The sequence below is a fragment of the Paenibacillus sp. FSL R7-0048 genome (assembly GCF_038004505.1).
Classification (GTDB): Bacteria; Bacillota; Bacilli; order Paenibacillales; family Paenibacillaceae; genus Paenibacillus_AQ; species Paenibacillus_AQ odorifer.
This window is the reverse complement of the sequence record NZ_JBBORF010000001.1, coordinates 3,893,677-3,915,800: the sequence shown is the minus strand read 5'-3', so window position 1 is coordinate 3,915,800 and position 22,124 is coordinate 3,893,677. Positions and strand designations below refer to the sequence as shown.

General features: G+C 43.8%; 20 protein-coding genes and 1 riboswitch. Of the genes, 17 read left to right on the top strand and 3 right to left on the bottom strand.

What is annotated here, in order from left to right; genetic code table 11:
* Positions 1-3: 3 nt before the first annotated feature.
* Together NSQ91_RS17455 and NSQ91_RS17450 are read right to left on the bottom strand one after the other, a co-directional pair.
* On the bottom strand, positions 4-960 hold the full coding sequence (locus tag NSQ91_RS17455; RefSeq protein WP_076217745.1) for an alpha/beta hydrolase: 957 nt from the start codon (positions 958-960) through the stop codon (positions 4-6).
* A 198-nt stretch (positions 961-1,158) separates the two neighbouring features.
* A complete protein-coding gene (locus NSQ91_RS17450; protein ID WP_076310591.1) occupies positions 1,159-2,481 on the bottom strand; it encodes an APC family permease in 1,323 nt (440 codons plus the stop codon).
* A 128-nt stretch (positions 2,482-2,609) separates the two neighbouring features.
* Here NSQ91_RS17450 and NSQ91_RS17445 point away from each other — a divergent pair, with 128 nt between their 5' ends.
* The 3 genes from NSQ91_RS17445 (at position 2,610) to NSQ91_RS17435 (ending at position 5,530) form a co-directional block, all read left to right on the top strand.
* Positions 2,610-3,512 (top strand): LysR family transcriptional regulator, encoded by a 903-nt coding sequence (locus tag NSQ91_RS17445; RefSeq protein ID WP_076133707.1) that lies wholly within the window; start codon positions 2,610-2,612, stop codon positions 3,510-3,512.
* A gap of 28 nt (positions 3,513-3,540) precedes the next feature.
* Positions 3,541-4,446, top strand: coding sequence for a tyrosine-type recombinase/integrase (locus tag NSQ91_RS17440; protein ID WP_076106781.1), 906 nt, complete (start codon positions 3,541-3,543; stop codon positions 4,444-4,446).
* A 112-nt stretch (positions 4,447-4,558) separates the two neighbouring features.
* Positions 4,559-5,530: a glycoside hydrolase family 113 gene (locus tag NSQ91_RS17435; RefSeq protein WP_256716487.1), complete on the top strand. Its 972-nt coding sequence runs from the start codon at positions 4,559-4,561 to the stop codon at positions 5,528-5,530.
* A 191-nt stretch (positions 5,531-5,721) separates the two neighbouring features.
* Here NSQ91_RS17435 and NSQ91_RS17430 read toward each other — a convergent pair whose 3' ends face one another.
* Positions 5,722-6,645 carry an L-lactate dehydrogenase gene (locus NSQ91_RS17430; protein WP_036687562.1) on the bottom strand — a complete coding sequence of 308 codons (924 nt, stop codon included), beginning with the start codon at positions 6,643-6,645 and terminating at the stop codon, positions 5,722-5,724.
* A 172-nt stretch (positions 6,646-6,817) separates the two neighbouring features.
* Between NSQ91_RS17430 and NSQ91_RS17425 the strand changes: the two genes are divergently transcribed.
* The 14 genes from NSQ91_RS17425 to NSQ91_RS17360 all read left to right on the top strand — a co-directional run bounded on the left by NSQ91_RS17425 (position 6,818) and on the right by NSQ91_RS17360 (position 22,066).
* Positions 6,818-8,200, top strand: coding sequence for an amino acid permease (locus tag NSQ91_RS17425; protein ID WP_076302576.1), 1,383 nt, complete (start codon positions 6,818-6,820; stop codon positions 8,198-8,200).
* Between the two features lie 30 nt (positions 8,201-8,230).
* Entirely contained in the window at positions 8,231-9,520 is a 1,290-nt protein-coding gene (locus tag NSQ91_RS17420; RefSeq protein WP_081386226.1) for a VPS10 domain-containing protein, read from the top strand.
* A gap of 223 nt (positions 9,521-9,743) precedes the next feature.
* Entirely contained in the window at positions 9,744-9,920 is a 177-nt protein-coding gene (locus NSQ91_RS17415; RefSeq protein ID WP_179088159.1) for a hypothetical protein, read from the top strand.
* A 194-nt stretch (positions 9,921-10,114) separates the two neighbouring features.
* The gene (locus NSQ91_RS17410; RefSeq protein WP_076190442.1) at positions 10,115-10,507 is read left to right on the top strand and encodes a DUF2500 domain-containing protein; all 393 of its coding nucleotides are present in this window, start codon (positions 10,115-10,117) and stop codon (positions 10,505-10,507) included.
* 841 nt (positions 10,508-11,348) lie between these two features.
* Positions 11,349-11,780 carry a cell wall hydrolase gene (locus NSQ91_RS17405; RefSeq protein WP_076126705.1) on the top strand — a complete coding sequence of 144 codons (432 nt, stop codon included), beginning with the start codon at positions 11,349-11,351 and terminating at the stop codon, positions 11,778-11,780.
* Positions 11,781-11,923: 143 nt separating this feature from the next.
* A complete protein-coding gene (gene gerQ, locus NSQ91_RS17400; RefSeq protein WP_036687556.1) occupies positions 11,924-12,388 on the top strand; it encodes a spore coat protein GerQ in 465 nt (154 codons plus the stop codon).
* 313 nt (positions 12,389-12,701) lie between these two features.
* A complete protein-coding gene (locus NSQ91_RS17395; RefSeq protein WP_036687555.1) occupies positions 12,702-14,018 on the top strand; it encodes a hemolysin family protein in 1,317 nt (438 codons plus the stop codon).
* Between the two features lie 161 nt (positions 14,019-14,179).
* Positions 14,180-14,932, top strand: coding sequence for a DsbA family protein (locus NSQ91_RS17390; RefSeq protein ID WP_081391833.1), 753 nt, complete (start codon positions 14,180-14,182; stop codon positions 14,930-14,932).
* Entirely contained in the window at positions 14,929-15,393 is a 465-nt protein-coding gene (locus tag NSQ91_RS17385) for a disulfide oxidoreductase (protein WP_076126701.1), read from the top strand. The genes NSQ91_RS17390 and NSQ91_RS17385 overlap by 4 nt, the downstream gene beginning before the upstream one ends.
* A gap of 194 nt (positions 15,394-15,587) precedes the next feature.
* A riboswitch (cyclic di-AMP (ydaO/yuaA leader) is annotated at positions 15,588-15,747 on the top strand.
* Between the two features lie 124 nt (positions 15,748-15,871).
* A complete protein-coding gene (locus tag NSQ91_RS17380; protein WP_076126699.1) occupies positions 15,872-17,689 on the top strand; it encodes an APC family permease in 1,818 nt (605 codons plus the stop codon).
* Between the two features lie 203 nt (positions 17,690-17,892).
* Complete coding sequence (locus NSQ91_RS17375) at positions 17,893-18,900, top strand: iron-hydroxamate ABC transporter substrate-binding protein (protein ID WP_081387190.1); 1,008 nt, start codon at positions 17,893-17,895, stop codon at positions 18,898-18,900.
* 220 nt (positions 18,901-19,120) lie between these two features.
* Complete coding sequence (locus NSQ91_RS17370; protein WP_076217749.1) at positions 19,121-20,176, top strand: FecCD family ABC transporter permease; 1,056 nt, start codon at positions 19,121-19,123, stop codon at positions 20,174-20,176.
* A complete protein-coding gene (locus NSQ91_RS17365) occupies positions 20,176-21,210 on the top strand; it encodes a FecCD family ABC transporter permease (RefSeq protein ID WP_076302575.1) in 1,035 nt (344 codons plus the stop codon). Before NSQ91_RS17370 ends, NSQ91_RS17365 begins: the two co-directional genes overlap by 1 nt.
* Positions 21,211-21,265: 55 nt before the next feature.
* The gene (locus tag NSQ91_RS17360) at positions 21,266-22,066 is read left to right on the top strand and encodes an ABC transporter ATP-binding protein (RefSeq protein WP_036687549.1); all 801 of its coding nucleotides are present in this window, start codon (positions 21,266-21,268) and stop codon (positions 22,064-22,066) included.
* Positions 22,067-22,124: the final 58 nt, after the last annotated feature.

The window sequence follows — 22,124 nt, the reverse complement described above, 5'->3', positions numbered from 1 at the left end:
TGTTTAGAAACCTTCACGAAGCCATGTTGTCGCTAACTTGATAGCTCCTTTTTTAGCATGAGTCTCGGCTAAAGGATTCAGCATGACAAAATCATGAATGATGCCTTGGAAGCGGACAGCCGTAACATTCACGCCAGCTTCCCGCAATTTGGCGGCATAAGCTTCACCCTCATCCCGTAGCACATCTGCTTCACCAGTAATGACCAGTGCATCTGGTAAATCCCGCAGCTGTTCTAGGCTAGCACGAAGAGGGGAGGCCGTGATTTGATTACGTTCCTCAGGGTCAGTAGTATATTGATCCCAGAACCATTTCATGCCGTCCCGCTGCAAGAAATAGCCTTCGGCGAATTCATGATAGGATTCAGTATCAAACGAGGCATCCGTTACCGGATAGAATAATAGTTGTTTCGCTATCTTCGGCCCACTCCGTTCTTTAGCCATTAGAGTAATAGCAGCGGCCATATTCCCACCAACACTGTCTCCGGCTATAGAAAGCTTGCTAGTATCTAATCCGTGCTCGCTTCCTTTTTCAGCTGTCCACTGGAGTACTGCATAGATTTCTTCAATAGCTGTAGGATATTTAGCTTCTGGGGAGAGGCTGTAATTTGGGAAAACAATTGCGGCCTCCGCTCCGACAGCTAGTTCACGGATCAGGCGATCATGGGTATGAGCATTCCCAAACACCCAGCCTGCGCCATGAATGTACAGGATAACAGGCAGCGACGCTGATGAGGAGCTTGGGGGACGAACGATTCTTATGGAAACATCACCGTTAGGTCCACCTGGCACCATTAGATCTTCAATATCAACTTCAGGTTTATATATCTCACTGGATTGTACGCTATCTACCGTTTCACGGCCTTTTTCTGGCCCAAGGTCAGGTAGAAAGGGAGGTTTCGCATTATCATCAGCAAATTTTTGAGCAGCTGGCTCAAGAATGATCTTAGTTTTGTTTGGCATGATTTATCGTCTCCTTTGACTGGTCATAGTCTAGTATACCCTCTTCATTCCATAACCATCTAAGCAGCTGCTGAAACGAATGCCAGTTTAGAAGTAGTTAGAGATTTGACGCTATTTGCACATTTATCGCCTATTGAGCACGGTTTCGGACACCAGTACAACTATTCCTTAGGGAGAGGTTCAAACGCAGTTAGAGCCTTACAACACCTTTTGTTGTTCCTCATGCATTTCAGGACCAATCTCTTCAGTGACACGCATCCTCTGTTTACGCTTATTACGGATAATCCAAACGAATACCAAAGTAATGAGTAGCGGATAGCCTATTGCCCAGCCCGTAAAAGGAAACACAGCAGCTGTTGCTAAAAAGGAAATCCAACTTATCGTCACACCTAAGCGACTTCCTTTGAGCAGACGTATTCCTGCAGCACAACCTCCGATATAAGTCAGGATAAAAGTAGCATTCGGAAACTGGATCAGAGTGGTGATGGAGAGGGACCCGCTGCCATACAGCGTCATCACCGATACAAAACAGAGCAGAAGAAAAGCTATGCCACCGATAGGAGTATGATACTGTTTGGATATTTTACCCATCCATTTCGGTGCAGAGCCTTGGCGGGATAAAGCATAAGCCACACGTGAGGCAGCTCCTGCATAGGCAATAATTGTGGCTGTACAGATGAACAGACCGGTAAGTCCGGCAATAAATCCTCCCCAGCGCCCAAGAGGCTGACTAATAATCCAGACGAGTGAAGTGCTTGATCCACCTTTGAGGTAGCTTTGTGTACCAACAGTTGCTAGTGCGGAGAGAAAATATAGAATCCCTACTATAATAGCGGCGATAGTTACTCCTTTAACGGCGGCACGCTGTGGGTCCTTGAACTCCTCAGATAGGTGTGAGACAGCCTCCCAGCCAATAAAACACCAGAATAAGATTGCAGCAGCCTGGCCAATGCTCATCCATCCATGTGGGATAAAGGGAGTGAAGTGTTCGACTTCCATACGGGGCAGTGCAGTAGCAAAGGAGAAGACCAGCACAGCAACAATCGCTATAACTACCGCTATTTGTACCTTTCCAGCTACCTGCATACCAATCCAGTTCGTAATCAGGCCAATGACCAACATAATAGCGGCAATAGTAATTCTTGCAGATTCGTCCCAGCCCATAGCGGCGGTCATATAACCAGCTCCAGTCAGTGCAGCAACAGGTGCGCCAATCGGAACGGACATCAGAAAGAACCATCCTACCAGTGAGCCAGCTTTTGGACCAAAAGCAAGCGTTACAAAATGGGACACGCCTCCAGCGTTAGGGAATTTAGCAGAGAGCAGACCCATTGATAAGGCCATCGGCAAAATCAGCAACGACATAAATCCCCACGCCAGTAATGAAGCGGGACCCGCCATTTCTGCAGCTAAACCAGGAACAATTAAGACCCCAGAACCCAACACAGCCCCGATGTAAAGGGCAATAGCCTGAGGCATGCCAATGTTTTTTTGTAAAGTGTTTGAACCGGATTCCTTCATGTTTTTTTATCCTGCTTTCCTTGTCTTTTGTTCTAGAGTAGCAGATAATAGATCCATTGGAAAAACAGAATTTTTGAATAGTATCCATTCGATATTCCGATGGTTCATTTTCATTTAGGGGGAAATTCATGGAGTCACGTCATCTTTTTACCTTTTTAGTGGTAGTGGAGACGGGCAGTTTTACTAGAGCAGCACAGAAGCTTGATTATGCACAGTCCAGTATTACTGCACAAATCCAAGCACTAGAGTCTGAAATTGGCCAGCCATTATTTGATCGGATCAGTAAAAAGATTATCCTAACCGACGCAGGGCGTCGGTTGCTCCCGTTCGCTCAGGAAATATCCAGAATGCACACTTTAGCAGAGGACGCGTTACGCTCGGATAGTGAGCTTACGGGTTCTTTACGGATTGGGGCTCCTGAATCTCTAGCTGCTTTTCGCTTACCAGGTATTATTAAGGAGTTTCGCGCTAAATATCCGAAGGTGCAAATTCTTCTGAAGCCTGGAGCTTGCTGGGAACTATCAGATTTTGTCCGTTCGGGTGAACTGGATTTAGCGTTCTTGTTGCAACCTGAGACGGAAGATAAAGATTTAAATATAGAAACATTAGTACATGAGCCGATGACGCTGATCGCAGCGCCAGATCATCCCTTATTAAACCTTGCTGAGGTAGAACCCCTTCATTTAAAAGGAGTGACCATACTTCATACTGAAACGGGCTGTTCCTACCGGACTTTATTTGAACGGCATTTGAACAGTTACGGTGTATTTCCTGACCCCACGTTAGAGTTTTGGAGCATCGAGGCGATAAAGCAATGTGTGATGGCTGATCTTGGCATTGCCTTTCTTCCATTAATTACTGTGAAAAATGAACTCTCCGAAGGCAAACTTGCCAGGTTGAATTGGAATGATGAATCACAGCGTGTGGCGACGCAGATCGCCTATCATCATAAGAAATGGAAATCGCCCGTACTGACGGAGTTCTTACTTGCGATACAAAAACATGCTGAGCAATGGAGAAGTCTAATATAGATCAACGTTAACAAGGAGGCTCTAAGGCATGAATGAGTGGTGTGAAGACTACGAAGAAGGGCTGGAGGCCTTTCTCATCTGGATGAAGGATGCCGGGTACACTCCCTATACGCAAAAATCCTATTTAGTAGATGTGAAACAATTTTTAGACAGCCTGAATGGTAAAAAGCTTGAGACGGTGAAGAAGCTGCATGTCATTTCTTTTTTGACCTCTGTCCGCGAACGTGGAGTGAGTGATGCGACCCGTAACCGGAAGCATGCTGCGATTAACTGTTTTTTCAAGGCATTGATCGAGCTGGAATTACTTCAGAACAACCCGGCAGCCGGGATTAAGAAATCCAAAACGGAGATCAATCGTGAGCCGGTCTACTTAGATGAAAGTGATCTGGGTCGGTTTTTATCTTCTATAGATGGTAAATACAAAAAGCGCAATTTAGCAGTTTTTTTGTTGATGTCCTATATGGGGCTTCGGGTGGGGGAAGTCCACACACTGAATTTGAGTGATTATAATGTAGAAAGACATTCCCTCCGTGTGTTTGGGAAGGGGCGTAAATGGCGTAATGTGCCGGTTCCCGAGGATGTAGTACCTTTTCTCGACTCTGCGTTAGCAGAAAGGTTAGATCCTTGGCGCAGTAAAGAGGAAGCGATGTTCATTTCACAAAAAGGACGCAGGTTGTCGATCCGCGGCATTCAGCAAATTGCAGCAGATACCTTTGATCGTTTCCAAAGGGATGTGCCAGCAGCACAGCGTCGTCCGTATTCAAGTCATAAGCTCCGACATTCCTTTGCAACCATGCTGCTGAGAAAAGGGGCAGATCTGCGCACTGTACAGGAACTGCTTGGTCACTCCTCGATCCAGACTACAACCGTATACACACATATTACCAGTCGTGAGAAGGAAGAGGCTATGTCTAAATTACAAATCCAGCTGTGATTGAAAAGAAAGAAACCTCCTTAGGAAATTGATAACAAAAAACAACTTGTTATTATAACGGTATTGATTTATTCTAACAGTTATTAAGAGTTTTTTATAGGAGGTCCTAATCGTGAAGGATGTATTTCTAAAAGGGATGACTTATGGCTGGGGATCAAAACGAGGTGAATACCGTACAGAATATGCAGAAGATTCGATGAGAAAGCTGGCGGAGACAGGAAGTGAATGGATCGCCTTATCTTTTTGGACATGGCAAGACACAGTGCATTCAACAGAAATTCATTATGATTACGGTTACACGGTGACAGATCGTGATCTCGCACATGCGGTACAACAGGCAAAACAGCTTGGTCTTAAAGTTTGTCTTAAACCTGTTGTGAATTCGAGGGATGGCATTTGGAGAGCTAGGATTGGATTTCCGGAAGAGGGAGAGATTTATTGGGCAGCATGGTTCCGTTCTTATACAAATTTCATTAAACACTATGCAGAGTTGGCGGAAGATCTTGAATGTGAGATGTTCTGTATCGGCTGCGAAATGGTAGGCACAGAGTCTAGAACTGCGGAATGGAGACAATTGATTCAAGAGGTCACCAATCTTTATACAGGGCCGATCATTTATAATGCCAATCATGGCAAAGAAGAAGGAATCGAGTGGCTGGATGAGGTGGATTTTATCGGAACCAGCGCTTATTATCCGGTAGCTTCCGTGCCGGGAGATTCTTATGAGAATATGCTGGCAGGTTGGGAGCGGCAGAAACCGCGGCTTAAGTCACTTTCTGAGCGATTTGGCAAGCCTCTCGTATTCATCGAGATTGGATGCCGAAGTGCGCATGGATGTGCCACCATGCCATGGGACTTTACATACACAGACTTACCGTATTCAGAAGATGAACAAGCCAACTTCTATCGGTCAGCGCTGGAAGCATTCTGGAATGAACCTTGGTTTGCCGGTTACTTCTGGTGGGACTGGAGCACGAAATTATATGCCTTGGAAGAGGCTTCCATTGACCGTGGTTTTGATATTTATGGCAAAAAAGCCGAACAAGTTCTCAAAGAATATTACAAGCAGCCTATCACTAAATAAATTGATAAAAAAGATCCGGAATTTCAGGTGAGCCTGGCCTGCTAAAGGATCTTTTTGTCATTGGCAGGCTAAGTTAATTCGTGTTATATTAAAAACCGTCCTTTTCATAGTGGAGGCAACGCTCCACGCATAAAAAGGACGGTTTCTTGTGTCTTTTGTATTCAAAAAAGGCTGTTTCCAGCCATATACGCTTACAATTCTAGCTTAGCTATTTCTGCTTTTAGCTTCTCAGCGGATTTCTGGAATAAAGCCTGTTCGGTTTCATTGAGTGGGAGGTCCAGTACCTGCCGAACACCCGAGCGGTCTACTACGCAAGGTGCACCGAGATAGACATCCGAAACCCCGTTATAGTTGTTTAATAAAGTAGAAACATTCAACACGGCGCCTTCATTATGAAGAATGGAGACTACAATTCGGTCCAGTGCAAGAGCTATTGCATAAGAGGTTGAGCCTTTGGCATCAATAATTTCATAGGCTGCATTCTTGGTATCTTGGAAGATTTCTTCGCGTTCTGCTTCGTCAAAACCAAGATCAATCCCAGCTACATTCGCAAGACTCCAAACCGGAAGCTCTGAATCTCCATGTTCACCGATGATCTGCCCGTGAATACTGCGAGGATCGATTTCTTTGTGAAGACCGATCAAATAACGAAAACGAGCACTATCAAGTACCGTACCAGAACCAATTACACGTCTGCGGTCAAACCCACTTATTTTCAAAGTCGCGTAAGACAGAATATCTACAGGGTTAGTTGCAATAAGTAGAATGGCATGTTGGTTATACTTTGTAATTTTTTCAATGATATCTTTAAAAATCGAAATATTTTTACGAAGCAGATCAATCCGGGTTTCTCCCGGTTTTTGTGATGCACCGGCAGTGACTATAATGATATCTGCTTCACGGCAGTCTTCATAAGTACCAGCCCATAACTTCACACCACCGACAAAAGGCATGCCGTGATTCATATCCAGTGCTTCGCCAAGTGCTTTCTGATGATTAACGTCAATAAGTACGAGTTCGGGCATACGTCTACGTAACAATAATGTATAGGCTGTAGTTGTACCAACTGCTCCAGTACCGATAACTACGACCCGATTGGGTTTTGGGGGGGCCATGTCTCCATCTCCTTAATATTTCAAATTTTTGGTTTCAATCTTGTCCATCATAATCGTTAACGGTAGTGTTTTCAAGCTGATCTTATTTAATGCATTACCCTAATTAAGGCCATACTAAAATGTGATTTTTATTTCATTATCTTAGCAAGACTAGACAGGAGAGAATGTAAGGATGGATTTATTTCGTAAAAAGGCTCTACACATACCCACAAGTTCTGAGGGGACGCAGTTAAACAAGACGTTGGGTGCCCTGGATCTAACAATGCTTGGGGTAGGAGCCATTATCGGCACAGGTATTTTTGTAATGACAGGAGTTGCCGCAGCAGAACATGCAGGTCCTGGTCTTATAATTTCTTTTTTACTAGCGGCGTTTGCCTGTGTGCTCTCGGCATTATGTTATTCGGAATTTGCTTCGACCATTCCTGTTTCCGGGAGTGCTTATGCTTATAGTTATGTAGCCTTTGGAGAACTATTAGCTTGGATCTTAGGCTGGGATCTTGTCTTGGAATACGGAGTTGCCGCAGCGGCTGTAAGCAGCGGTTGGTCAGGGTATTTTCAGGGGTTATTAGAGGGCTTTGGGATACATCTTCCAACCGCACTATCGGGGGCTTATAATGCACAAGCGGGTACAATAATAAATCTGCCTGCAGTAATCATCATTTTGTTGATTTCCTATTTACTGACTCGGGGAACCAAGGAAACGGCACGCTTTAACGCAATCATGGTTTTTATCAAAATAGCAGTGGTGCTTCTATTTATCGTAACAGGATTTTTCTATGTGAAGCCAGAGAACTGGACTCCGTTTCTCCCTTTTGGGTACCATGGCGTGATCAATGGCGCGGCCACAGTGTTTTTTGCCTACATAGGTTTTGATGCGCTAGCAACCGCTGCTGAAGAGGTGAAAAGACCCCAACGTGATTTGCCGATTGGAATTATTTCATCCCTTGCTATCTGTACTGTCTTGTACGTTCTTGTCTCACTCGTATTAACGGGTATTGTTCCATATACTGATCTCAATGTTAGTGATCCTGTATCTTATGCGCTTCGCTTTGTAAATCAGGATATGATTGCCGGTCTGATCTCTGTTGGAGCCATTGCGGGAATGACTACGGTACTGCTCGTGATGTTATTCGGTCAAACTCGGCTGTTATTTGCCATCTCACGTGATGGCCTACTGCCCATAAGTTTATCTAAGATTAATGCTAAAACACAGGTACCTGTACGAAGCACATGGATGGTAGGTATCTTAATAGCTGTGTTAACGGGTTTCATCCCACTGGACCGGTTGGCAAATCTGACAAGCATAGGAACATTGTTTGCCTTTTTTGTAGTGTCTTTAGGGGTAATCGCACTTAGATATATTCATCCGGATTTAAAAAGAGGGTTCAGAGTTCCTTGGGTACCTTTCATTCCGCTGTTAAGTGCGGCAACTTGTGGTATTTTGATGTATAATCTAGGAAGTGAGACTTGGATTGGTTTTCTAATTTGGACAGTTGTTGGACTTCTAATCTATGCACTATATGGCTATCGTAATAGTAATTTGAATCATAAATAAGATTCAATCCATCCGAGAGGAGAGAGGTTATTGGCATCTAAGATTGCTGGATTGAAGGGAATAAGATTAATATTGATGCTGATTTTGTTAGCGTGGGTGGTCACGGCTTGTTCATCTCCTCCCCCTGAACCTACTCAGCAGCCACAGCCGACAGAGGCACCTGAAGAAGGACAGACGATAACCCTGATTACTCCAGACGCCAATCATATTGACAATGATAGCGCTCCGAAATATCAAATTCAGACTCGTCTTACAGATTTTCAGCTACTTAGTGAAAGTGAGGGTCTGGCCTGGGGGGTTACCAAAAACGAACTCCGGTTGTACTTGACCCGGGATAACGGAGCAACTTGGGCTAATATTTCACCAGCACCAAATGTGCAGTTCCTCTCCAATCCTGTGTATGGGAAGGGGATTTTCTTCACGGATCCATCTCATGGTTGGATTATAAGAAGTGCTTTTGGCTCGACAGAAACGATTGTGCTGCGAACCACAGATGGTGGCCAAAGCTGGAAAATCTCATCTTTAGGAGATGTGAATACAGTATCCTCTGTATATTTCAACTCACCCAGAAAGGGTTGGCTGATGACCTCATGGAACGCTTCTTCCAATAAAGAGAACAAGGCACTTTTTTCAACGACAGACGGTGGGGCCACTTGGGAAGAAGTGATGCAGAATGAGCAATACAATCCGAATTTCCCAAATGATTCGATACCGTTTGCCGGGGTCACCACTGGAATGATTTTTCGCAATAGTACACATGGATTTGTGACACTACAGACAGGTGCTCTTCCCAAAATCTTTATGACAAAAGATGGCGGTAAGAGCTGGAGCCTCGGGCCAGCTTTTCTAGTTAACGAACGTTTAGAAGATTGTGACCGAGTAATTACTGGCAAACCGGAGTTCTTCGATGCTACTAAGTCTACTGGTTGGATGTCTGTTGGCTGTCAAAAGGATAAAGAAAAAACGATCACTTACCATGGATATTTTACAGCTAACGGCGGTGCTAATTGGAAATTCGCTTCCTTTGGATTGAACGCACAAGCTGGTGTTAATCGTCTAATTGCTCCGACTTTTTTGAATTCACAGATCGGTTGGACCATACTCGGCGACACCCTTTACCATACGATTGATCAAGGAGCGACCTGGTTACCTCTTAAAGAGAGCAGTGTACTGCGATCTAAGCTTCTGGAATATCCGGAGATTGTAAAGCTGCAGTTTTTTTCCACTGAGGTGGGGTGGCTTTTGATTGAGAAAAAAGAGGACAAGCGCTCGATACTGTTACAGACTACGAATGGTGGTATCAGCTGGCGCGTAATGTAATAAGGAATAAGAACCTGCCTGATGGTAGGTTCTTTTGTTGTTAGAAGAGTGGGGGGTTATTGTTGTTTGTGAATGATTGAATATAAGGAAAAAACTTATTTAAAATTTTCTTTATAAATGTGAAAAAAATCACATGACATTTAAAGAATCCTGTGATATATTTAACACATAGAAAACAAGTTCAAATTTTCACAAACTCAGACATCGAATAGGAGAGATTACAATGAAAACATTCGAAACAGATTATATGACAAGAAACCTTATGCAACTTTGCTACAACTGTGATGACGCTCATCTTTGTGAAACTGAAGAACAATGCAGAGCTTGCTGGGCTGAGAATGGAATGTTAGACGATCAGACGGACGAAACTAAGAAATTGCTAGACCTAGTTCATGCTTAATTTAATAACTGAAAACTCTGTATAGAGACCACTCGAATTCTTGATTTCTAAGAAAACGAAGTGGTCTTTTTTGCATCTAGTCTCACTTATTTAATGCTTTCTGGACTAGATGAGGCATATACATGTACAGAAGTACTCAGAACGCAGCAATTAGGCTGAATTACAAGAGGAAGAAGGGGGAAACTGTCATGGGAATGGGCCCGGATCTTTCATGGATGTTTGATTTTGCCGGAACGGTGATGCCGATCTTTATCGTTGTTATGATTGGTATTCTTGCTATATCAGCAGGCAGGGGCTTGCTTCAATGGGGCAGGAACAATGGCTCCCCCATACTAACAATCCCTGCGCATATCGTTAGCAAACGGACTGAAGTACGACAGCAGCAGCTTCAGGAAGAGAATGGCTCAACTCGTACAAGTACAACTTACTATTTAACGTACGAGCTGGAGGGCGGTAGTCGCATGGAATTTAAAGTAGATGGCCATGAATATGGCTTGAGTGCTGAAGGCGATAGAGGAATGCTTACTTATCAAGGAACCAGATATCATGGATTCCAACGACAGGCACAATACTCAACTGCGGAGTAGTCATATGTATTAAATCAAAACAGCGATCCTCATGCTCATGGTGGATCGCTGTTTTGCGTTTTGGTTATGTACCATTCAAGCTCATTGGTCCTGTAGCTCTGAAAGCTAACTGTAGGTGCGATCATCTATTAAGTGTCAGATCTTCATTACCCTCGCACCTTGCGGACCCAGATGACGTTATTTGCAAATTCACAGTCTTTTGAGCCTAGTTTCGGACTCCAATGCAGCTATTCATTAGAAAGAGGCTTATAATCGGTGCTTTGCGGGCCAATAGGGGCTTTGGGGTCCGTTAGAATCCGAAAAGTGGATTAATATCGCGAATAAGGTCAGCTGTGTCCGATAGCGCCTTCTGAGCGGGTGCTGACGTTGACGCAGTTGCTAACAAGAAAATTGATCTAACGTGGACATTGTTGCTAACACCGAGCCCGATTCCAGCACCGTTCGACGCTACCACCGACGTCGACTCTGATGCTAAAGCTGTCGTTAACAAGAACATCGAAGCTGACGTTGATAATTGTTGCTAACATCGACACCGATTCGACGCTAACATCGACGTCGACTCTGATGCTGGCACTGAGCTAACCCCGACGTCAACTCTGATGCTGCCACCGACCCCGACCCCGACACCGACGCTGTAGCGCAAATGTAATTGGACATATGCAGCATATGGACATACGCAGCTTAGAGTGTAGATAATGGGGATTTGCTGAGTAGTTAAAAGAAAAGATCCCTACTCTAAAAAATAGGCGGGAACTGTCACCTCTTAGGCGAATGCACATACTATACAGCATGCAGTTAAGAACGAGGTTGCTACAAGAAGTGACCCCAAGGAGGAGACAGCGTGGCCGTCATCAAAACGAACTCGGAAGATGTGAAGGTGCTGGCGCGGTTGATGAGAGCGGAAGCTGAGGAAGATGGAGATCTCGGCATGCTCATGGTCGGCAATGTTGGCGTCAACCGGATTCTTGGCAATTGCTTGGACTTTAATAACATTCGGAATGTGAATGATATGGTCTATCAAAGTCCTGGAGGTTTCGAAGCGCCGCAGAAGGGATACTTCTACCAGCGAGCCAGAGAAGCAGATATCCGTCTAGCCAAACGTGTAATTGCTGGTGAAAGAACCTGGCCAGCTACCAATGCTTTGTGGTTCTTCAGACCCGCAGGTGATTGTCCTGCAACCTGGTATAACCAACAAAACACAGGCCGCTTTAAAGCCCATTGCTTCTTTACTCCGACCGGAGAAGATTGCCCGACTGTATTTATCGGCAATTAGGATGGTAACTGTGCAAAGAGAATTACTCAATAAAATGAGTAATTCTCACAGAAGTAAGTGTGATTTCAATTGTGTCCAAATGTAAGTTTCAGTAGTGTCCAAAGGAGCTTATGCTCTGATAAACATTTAGGAGGTTTCAGTAAATGATCGTTCAACCTTACCGCCCCGTAACTTATACCATCGGTAGTGTCTCTTCTTCAGGTATGCCAATGTCTTCCGGAATGCCGATGTCATCTGGAATGCAAGGCATGGGCAGCATGCCACCCCAAGTAAGCAGTGGCAGTCCAATGACTCCAGGGGGAGTAGTAGTTCAGAATCCACCACAAACGTTCGAACAATCCTACATTGAGAATATTTTCCGCCTGAATTTAGGAAAAGTAGGTACGTTTTATTTTACTTATGAGAACAATAAAGACTGGAATGCCAAAGTTTACAAGGGTGTGCTGGAAGCGGCAGGCCGTGACCACATTATTATCAGTGACCCTGCGACCGGCCAACGCACCGTCTTACTTATGATTTATTTTGATTATGCTACCTTCGATGAGCCCCTTACTTACCAATACCCAGGTGTAATTGGCAATCCTCCAACGATGAGAAATTGTCGCTAAATTAACCTATCTTCGATGAGAAGAACTCCAACGCCAAACGGTTAGGAGTTCTTTTTTTTTGTGATGAATTTATGGAATAATCTTGATAATCATCGCCCATTTTTTTTCAAAAGGACACGCATGCTTGCGGTTTGCCCCAATATATTAATATAATAAAGTATATATTCAAAAACGTGATTCTAGACTGGAGATGAAACCATTGGGAAATTGATACTGAAAGGAACAAACGGCAATTATTTTGCCAATACTCTGAAAAAACGAAGGAGGTGGGCCTATCCATCCATGTACGGAAAATGGTGGATAGGAGTATAAATTGAGCGACCCTTTACCCGGTATATTACATGTTGGTCTTATTATTTTGTTGGTATTGTTAAACGGATTTTTTGTTTCAGTCGAATATGCAATGGTGAAAGTACGAAGTGGTAGAATTGATACTCTGATTGAAGAAGGTAGTAAAAAAGCTTTTAATGCAAAAAGCATTGTCAGCAACCTGGATGGCTATCTCTCAGCCTGTCAGCTCGGCATTACATTGGCTTCGCTTGCATTAGGGTGGCTGGGTCAACCAGCTATAGCTAATCTTATCGGGCCTTTATTAGGAAGCATAGGTTTAGGAGAAACTGCTGTTAATGTTGTATCTTTGGTTATTGCTCTTATGTTCATTACTATCTTGCATATCGTATTAGGTGAGCTTGCACCTAAGACCATTGCTGTTAACAAGGCTGAATCTGTCCTTTTACTAACAGCAGGACCGATGAATGTATTTTACAAAATCATGTATCCAGTGATATGGATCGTTAATGGGCTGGCGCGTGGTTTACTGCAAATTTTCCGATTAGCCCCGGCTTCAGAGCTGGGAACGGCGCATACGGAAGAAGAAATTCGTATTATCATGCAGGAAAGTAACAAAAGCGGCTTTATAGATAATACTGAAATGGCGTTAGTTGACAATATTTTTGAATTTGTGGATACCATGGCTCGGGAGATCATGATTCCGCGGACAGAGATGATCTGTCTGAATAATCATGTTTCTGCTGAGGAGAACCTTGAGATTGCCTATGATGGCATGAGGACACGTTATCCCGTCTGTGACGGTGATAAGGATCATATTTTAGGCTTCATCCATATAAAGGACTTAATTAAGGATCGTCCACAAAGTTATCAGAAATTAATTCGTCCAATATTGACCGTGCCGGAATCCATTCAGATTAGCGCTTTGCTGAAAGTTATGCAGCGTGCGAAGACACAAATCGCCATATTGATCGATGAGTATGGGGGTACTTCAGGAATGGTGACACTGGAAGATATCATGGAGGAAATTGTTGGAGAAATTCAGGATGAATTTGATGAGGAACGTCCCGGTGTTGAGAAGCTTGGCGAGGATGAACACTCCATTGACGGTTTGATGCTTATTGAAGAGATTAATGATCTTTTAGGTCTTCATATGGAGACTGAGGATTACGATACGATAGGCGGCTGGCTGTATTCTAAATTGGAGGTTAATCCACCTCAAAAAGGGCAATCCGTAGAATTTGATGATCATCTATTTATTGTAGAAGAGACTGAGAATAAGCGAATTTCTCGAATTAAGCTATTGCGGTTACAGTTATTGAATGAAGAAGCTGGAGCTTAATGGAATTATATATTTTTAATATAAGAGCAGCGTTTCTCCTTTTGGAGTCACGCTGTTTTTTTTGACCATACTGTTTGCCAAAAAGAGATTAATAATTATATAATTTTAAATGTATATGATAAAAACTACATTAGTCCCTAGAGGACAGAAAGGAATTCTCCTTGAGTAAACCTAAAAAAAGTCCAAATGTTCCCCAGTTGAGCAAACAAGAGAAACGACGGGTAGAACAGGAGCAACAGAAGCAGAAAACGAGAATTTTAGTTATTAGTTCAATAGCTGTAGTAGTTATCATTTTTGTTGGATTGTTTATGTTAGCTTCGAAAGATGCAGCAAAGAATGTCTCTACAGGAGAACCGGTAGAATTCAATTACAGTGAGCTACCTAGGATTGGTAATGAGGATGCACCTGTTAAGCTTGTTGAATTTGGTGATTTCAAATGTCCAGCTTGTTCCCAGTTTGCTGGCTCCATGAAACCGAAAATTGTTCAAGATTTTGTCAACGAGGGAAAAGCAGCTCTTTACTTTGTAAATATGGCTTTCGTTGGTCCTGACTCTGAGACAGCTTCACTAGCTGCATTGTCTGTATACCATCAGAATAAGGATGAATTCTGGAAGTTCTATGATGTTGTGTATGCGCAGCAAGGGGATGAGAGCGTGGAATGGGCCACTGAGGATTTCTTGGTAAGCCTTGCTGAAAAAGAGAAATTAGCGATCGATTACGATCTGTTGCGTAAAGACATCCAAGAGAAAACTTATGCAGATGAGCTGAAGAAAGACATTCAGTTGGCAACTGACGCAGGCGTGACAACTACGCCTTCGCTCTACATTAATGGAGTGAAAACGGCTGAACCTTTCGATATTGAAGCGATTACATCTGAAATTAACACCGCCGCAAAAGCAGTGGAGGCAAAGTGACAAAATTCCTATCTTTTTGCAAGCGTAACTGCCTCTATCTGGCCTGGTTCGTCTCTTTGGTTGCTGTAGCTGGTAGCTTGTATTTAAGTGAAGTCTTGAAGTATGAACCTTGTAAGCTTTGCTGGTTTCAGCGGATTTTTATGTATCCGCAGTTATTTTTGTTGGGAATTGCCACTTTCCGTGGAGATAAGCGCATCATTCCTTATGTGCTTCCATTAAGTTTGATTGGTGGCAGTATCTCAATCTATCATTATGCGGAACAGAAGATTCCAGCATTAAGTAAAGTTCTACCTTGTACAGTTGGTGTTCCTTGTAATAAAGATTACTTGAACTACTTCGGATTTATAACGATTCCTTTGTTAGCTTTAATAGCGTTTGCTCTAATAAGTCTCCTTCTTTGGTATGGACGTAGGGAAGAAGAAGTGATTGAAGTAGATGCTGAGGAGAGCTTAGGATTTTAGTTTTTACTTTGGAAGTTACAAAAAAGCTGAAAAGGTATTAAAATCACGGGCTAGAGGGATAATTGAAGATAATGAAAGAGAGCATCCAATAAGACGCTATATTTGAGCTTATTGGATGTTTTTTCATTCTTTTTTCATTTTTTTCAACGCTTTACTGTAGGCACTTTGTAGACTAATATTAGACCTTGTGAGAAGTTGAATATGCGCTGAATTTTCTTAGGAAAAACGGGGGAACCAAACTTGGCATTCATGCCAATGGGGTGAATCGGAACCGGGTCGAACAGACCTCTACCGTAGGGCTATAACCACAGCCCGAATCCGCCAGCTAACCTCGTAAGCAAGGTGGGAAAATGACCATGCATAAGCATGCGGATCATTTCCGTATGCTTATTTTTGTGTCTGCATTTATGAAATCCACCGATGAAAACAGCGCACGGAAATTCCGTTTCAGCTCCCAAAGAAAGGAACTGTATCCACCATGGTAAGCAAGGTAAAACGACTATTGATCGGACGTCCGATGAAGTCGAATGAACTCGATCATGAAAAGTTATCCAAGGTTAAAGCACTGGCTGTTCTGTCTTCTGATGCGCTCTCGTCTGTAGCCTACGGAACGGAACAAATTCTGATTGTACTAGTGGCTGCCGGGTTTACTGCCATCTGGTATTCCCTGCCAATTGCATTAGCCGTATTGGGCCTGCTGGCCATCCTGATTTTATCCTATCGGCAGACGATTTTTGCTTATCCGCAAGGAGGCGGAGCTTATATCGTAGCCAAGAGTAATCTTGGTATTCCGACAGGGCTGCTCGCTGGGGGTTCATTATTGGTGGATTACATTCTTACCGTAGCGGTTAGTGCCTCGGCAGGGACGGATGCGATCACATCGGCTTTTCCAAGTCTTCATAATCATACTGTTCTCATCGCTGTATCTGTTATCGTTTTATTAACAATCATTAATCTTCGCGGAGTGACTGAATCGGCTTCATTTATCGCAATTCCAGTGTATTTGTTTGTGGTTTCGATTGTTGTTCTGATTATCTCCGGTATCGTTAAATATGCAATGGGTGGCGCGCATGCGAATGTTCCTGAAATAGGCAGCGCCGTATCTAATGTAAGTTTGTTTCTACTATTAAAAGCGTTTAGCTCTGGTTGTTCAGCCCTAACGGGGGTTGAGGCCGTATCTAATGCGATCCCAAACTTTAAGGCACCGGCTGAGAAAAATGCAGCCAAGACGCTAATGATCATGGGACTTATCCTTGGCTTTATGTTTACCGGAATCACTGTGCTGGCATATTGGTATGGGATTGTGCCAGATGAAAAGGCTACGGTTGTCTCTCAGATCGCTGAATCGACCTTTGGCCGTGGCGGATTGTACTTTTTCATTCAAGGGATTACAGCAGTGATTTTGTTCTTGGCAGCTAATACAGCATATTCAGCGTTTCCGCTGCTCGCCTTTATGTTTGCAAAAGATAAATATCTGCCACATGCATTTATGGTCCGTGGTGACCGCCTGGGCTTCTCAAACGGCATTATTTTTCTAGGAGTTATGTCTATCATACTTGTGACTGCATTCCATGGGAATACGGAAGGTTTGATTCCACTATATGCGGTAGGCGTGTTCATTCCTTTTACCTTATCCCAACTGGGGATGATGGTGCATTGGATCAAAACAAGACCCGCTGGATGGGTGAAAAGATTTGTAGTAAATACCATCGGTATGCTGACTACATTGACGATTACGCTTATATTTATCATTACTAAATTCTCGAGCGTATGGATGGCATTCATTTTCTTACCTGCTGTAATGTTCGTGTTCCACCGTATTCATAAGCATTATTTGAATACTGCGGATCAACTGCGTATATGTCCGGCTACTGATAAACCTGTAATTAAAGGAAGTACTGTAGTTGTTCCTGTTGCAGGGGTTACACGTGCTGTATTACATTCCATCAGCTATGCGAAGTCTCTAACAGATAATGTTGTTGCTGTGTATGTAGGCTTTGATGAAGAAGACATTCATAAGATGGAGCAACGGTGGGAGGAATGGAATCCAGGTGTACGCCTGATTGTTCTTCGTTCCAGATATCGTAGTATCATTCGTCCGTTAGTGAAGTTTATCGATACGGTAGAGTGGAAGACCGCTGCGACGGATCACATCACGATTTTGATTCCACAGTTTATTACCAAACATTGGTGGCAAGCCGTGCTTCATAATCAGACCAGCTTTTTAATCCGCTCGTATCTAATGAATCAAAAGGACGTTGTAGTAGCGACTGTCCCGTATCATTTAAATAAATAAGTAGAAGATTAAAGATGAGGTTATATCCGGAACGTTCGGAATATAACCTCTTTTGTATTTTATATGAAGGAAATTGTTGCAAATCCACAGAATTTGAAATTTATATGTTGACACAGAGAATGAGAATCAATATCATTTAAAAGTGAAGCAGAGGTAAAGGTCACCTTTGAATATCAAAGCAGTTACATATAGGAGGGTTTTTAATGTTTTGGCTTAACAGAAAAAGATCAGGAAGCATGAAAGTGACGATGAGCGGACTAATAGTGATGACGCTAATACTTTCCGCTTGTGGTAATAATAATGCTGAAAGCTCATCAAATGCAGGAACAGCGCCTACAACAGCGCCTACAGCAGAATCTACAGAGGCACCTGCTGCACCTAAGACGTTAACAGATGCAATGGGTCATAAAGTAACGATTCCGGCTAATCCACAGCGCGTTCTGGGTTCATATTTGGAAGACTCTTTGGTAACTCTGGGTGTAACTCCAGTAGCTCAATGGTCAGTTACAAACGGCGTTCAGGATTATCTGGCCACTGAATTGAAGGATGTTCCTACAATTAGTTACGACCTTCCGTTAGAGGCTGTAACCAGCTTTGCTCCGGATCTTATTATCATCCCATCGGAGTCTTCTGTTCAGAACGGGATTTACGATCAGTTGAATAAGATTGCACCCACTTATGTAATTGGGGATGAACTAAATCAAGATTGGCGCAAATCGTTGCTTAAGATGGGTGAGATTTTGAACAAAACCCCTGAAGCAGAAAAAGCCATTAAAGATTATGATGTTAAAGCAGCGGCTGCGAAAGAACAGCTTACAGGAGCTATTGGACAAGAGTCCGCGGCTATTTTATGGTTGGTGCAAAAAAACTTCTATATTGTAGACGAAACCCGCAGCAGTGGAGCTGTATTATATACAGACCTTGGCGTAACGCTGCCTAACTTAGTAACAGAGATCCCAGTAGGAACAAGAGCAACTTGGAATCCGATCTCACTAGAGAAGCTTTCTGAGCTGACCGCAGATCATATTTTCCTTGTAAATAGTGATAAGACTGAAGGTTCGGAAATCCTAGATAGTGCAATCTGGAAGGGCATCCCAGCTGTAAAAGCTGGAAATGTGCATGAAATGAGCTCAACAAGCAGCTGGCTTTACAGTGGGGCGAACGCTGGCAGCAAAATCATTGACGATGTGCTAAAAAGTCTTGTGAAATAAAAGTCGTAATTCACCATGAATGAGACTGATCATTTCGGTGGGGAAGGGCGTGCAGATCAAGTATCTCGGGATACAAAGATCTGCACCATTTTTTTATAAACCAATCCCATAGTACGGAAAAATCGTTCCTGCAATTGTACAACATAAATATTTTTGCGATAATGAGAATGATTGTTGTTATCATATAAACCATTGTAACTATTGAATAAGGAGACGACTCATGGTTTCACCCTCAGATTTCGCAAATCGTATTAAAAATGAACCCAAAAAAGCTCTACATACCCGACCGGCAGCTGCCATTGGTATTCTTATTTTTGGACTTGCTGCCATTGCCTTCGGATTGGCACTTTCGGTCTCAGTGGGTGCGGCAGATATCAAGTTAGCTACGGTATGGGAAGCTATATTTCATTTCAATCCAGATTTACAAAAACATCAGGTGATTAGAGAACTGCGATTTCCACGTGCTATTGCTGGCGCCTTAGTCGGTGCTTGCTTCGCAGTAGCAGGGGCTATCATGCAGGGGATGACAAGAAACCCGCTTGCGGATTCAGGGCTGTTAGGTTTGAATGCAGGAGCAGGGGTAGCGCTGGCCATAGTATTTGCTTTTGCACCCTCACTCTCATTCACTTCACTAATGTTGTATTGCTTTATCGGTGCCGCTGTGGCCTCTTTTATCGTATTCGGAATCGGTTCGCTTTCTTTTAATGGCCTGACCCCCTTGCGATTGACATTAGCAGGTTCGGCAGTTAGTGCTTTATTGGTTGCTATTAGTCAGGGAGTAGCTATTCTTTTCAACTTATCTCAGGACATAGCCTTCTGGTTAGCTGGTGGGATGGGTGGAGCTAGCTGGACTCAGATCAAGATTATATTCCCTTGGGTGGCCGTAGCCTTAATTGCAGCGATGATGTTATCACGATCCGTCACATTGCTCAGCTTAGGAAGAGAAGTTGCGGTTGGTCTGGGGCAGCGGACAAGGTTAGTTCAATTGGCATGTATGATTGTTGTGGTTATCTTAGCTGGAAGTGCGGTTTCAACGGTTGGCCCGATTGCTTTTATAGGACTAATTATTCCACATGTTACACGTTATTTCGTTGGAGTGGACTACCGCTGGATTATCCCTTGCTCGGCAGTTCTAGGGAGCTTATTGATTATCTTTGCAGATATTGCCGCAAGAATGATAAATGCACCTTATGAGACACCGCTAGGAGCTTTAATTGCCATCATCGGCGTACCGTTCTTTATTTATTTAGCGAGTAAGCGGAAGGGGGAGCTGTAATGCCCAAATTAACCCTTACTCCAGATGAAAAAGAACGCCGCACACGCGCCTTAACGGTGTTAGTGCTCCTTGCTATACTGATCGTCGTTGTGTTTATAGTCAGTATGAATACAGGGTTTATGCGTCTATCCCCACTAGAGGTATTACATACACTCATGGGTGATGGAACACATCAGCAAAAGCTTATTTTATTTGATTTCAGATTACCCCGCATCGTAATTTCATTGTTAGTTGGAGCGGGCTTTGCAGTATCGGGCTGTATTCTACAAAGTCTCGCACGTAATGCACTCGCAGAACCGGCTACGCTGGGCATAAGTGCTGGTGCAGGTTTTGCGGTAATCATTTTTATCTCGTTTTTTCCGGCTACAACAGCAGCTCCGGTATTTGTCTTGCCTCTCCTAGCGCTTGGTGGGGCTGGCCTGACCGCAGCTTTAATCTATATTCTTGCCTACCGGAAGGCAGATGGTCTGTCTCCTACAAGGCTGATCCTTATCGGGATTGCGGTCGCTGCAGGAATCAATGCTTGCCAGCTTGTATTGGCACTTAGGCTTGATCCTAATAATTATCAATTTGTAGCTACTTGGATCGCCGGGAAAATATGGGGTGGGGATTGGAGATTCGTCCTTGCTTTGCTGCCTTGGATCGCGATTCTGTTACCGTTCGCCTTCTATAAAGCCCGGGTTCTAAATGTATTGAATCTAGGGGACCATACTTCATTAGGTCTAGGAATGCGTGTGGAGAAGGAACGTATTCTCCTTCTGGTAACAGCCGTAGCGCTTGCCGGCTCCTGCGTCGCGGTAAGTGGAGGTATTGGCTTCGTCGGCCTGATAGCACCACACCTGGCTCGCAGGCTGGTGGGACCCCGTCATCAGGTGTTATTACCTGCTAGTGCTTTGACAGGGGCGCTTCTTATGATTACCGCTGATACCATTGGTAGATGGGTATTGCAACCTGCCGAAGTTCCTACTGGCATTGTGGTTGCGATTATTGGCGCACCTTACTTTTTATATTTACTCGCCAAGTCGAAAGCGTAAATTAGTTCATACTTAGGAGCATAGCTCCATAAAACTTTTAAGGGAGTTGTAGATCATGTCAGAACGTTTGAATACAGAAGAATTAAGTATTGGGTATGCTGAGGCTACTATAGTTAAGGGATTGAACTTGTCTATCCCTACGGGGAAAATCACCGCACTAGTGGGCGCTAACGGCTCCGGTAAATCTACAATCCTCAAAACGATGGCCCGGATTATGAAGCCGAAGAGTGGCACCGTAATGCTGGACGGCAAATCGATCCATAACTTTTCAACTAAAGAGGTTGCTCGTCAGCTAGCGATTCTACCGCAGAACCCAACGGCTCCTGACGGTCTGACGGTATCTGAGCTGGTCAGCTATGGTCGTTTCCCTCATCAAAAAGGATTTGGCACGATGACCGCAGAGGATCGCAACATCATCTCCAACGCCATCTCTGTTACGGGCATGGAATCTTTTCATGATCGCCCTATTGACCGTCTCTCTGGTGGACAACGTCAACGCGCTTGGATCGCTATGGCGTTGGCTCAAGAAACAGATATTTTATTCCTTGACGAGCCTACAACGTTCCTAGATATGGCGCATCAGCTCGAAGTTCTTCAACTTTTGCAAAAGCTGAATGAGGAAGAAGGCCGTACCATTATCATGGTCGTGCATGATTTGAATCATGCTACTCGTTATGCGCAGCATATGGTAGCGATTAAGTCCGGTACTGTGGTTAGCGAAGGCTCACCTACTGAGGTTATGACACCAGATGTATTGCGGGAAGTGTTTGGAATTGAAGCGGATATCGTTCCGGATCCACGTACGGGTGTGCCACTGTGTCTTCCTTACGAGCTTGCTGCCTATAAAGCTGTGTAATTATCATCTAAAATCATACAACGAACAGGCTCCCGTCATTGACAAGGGAGCCTGTTCG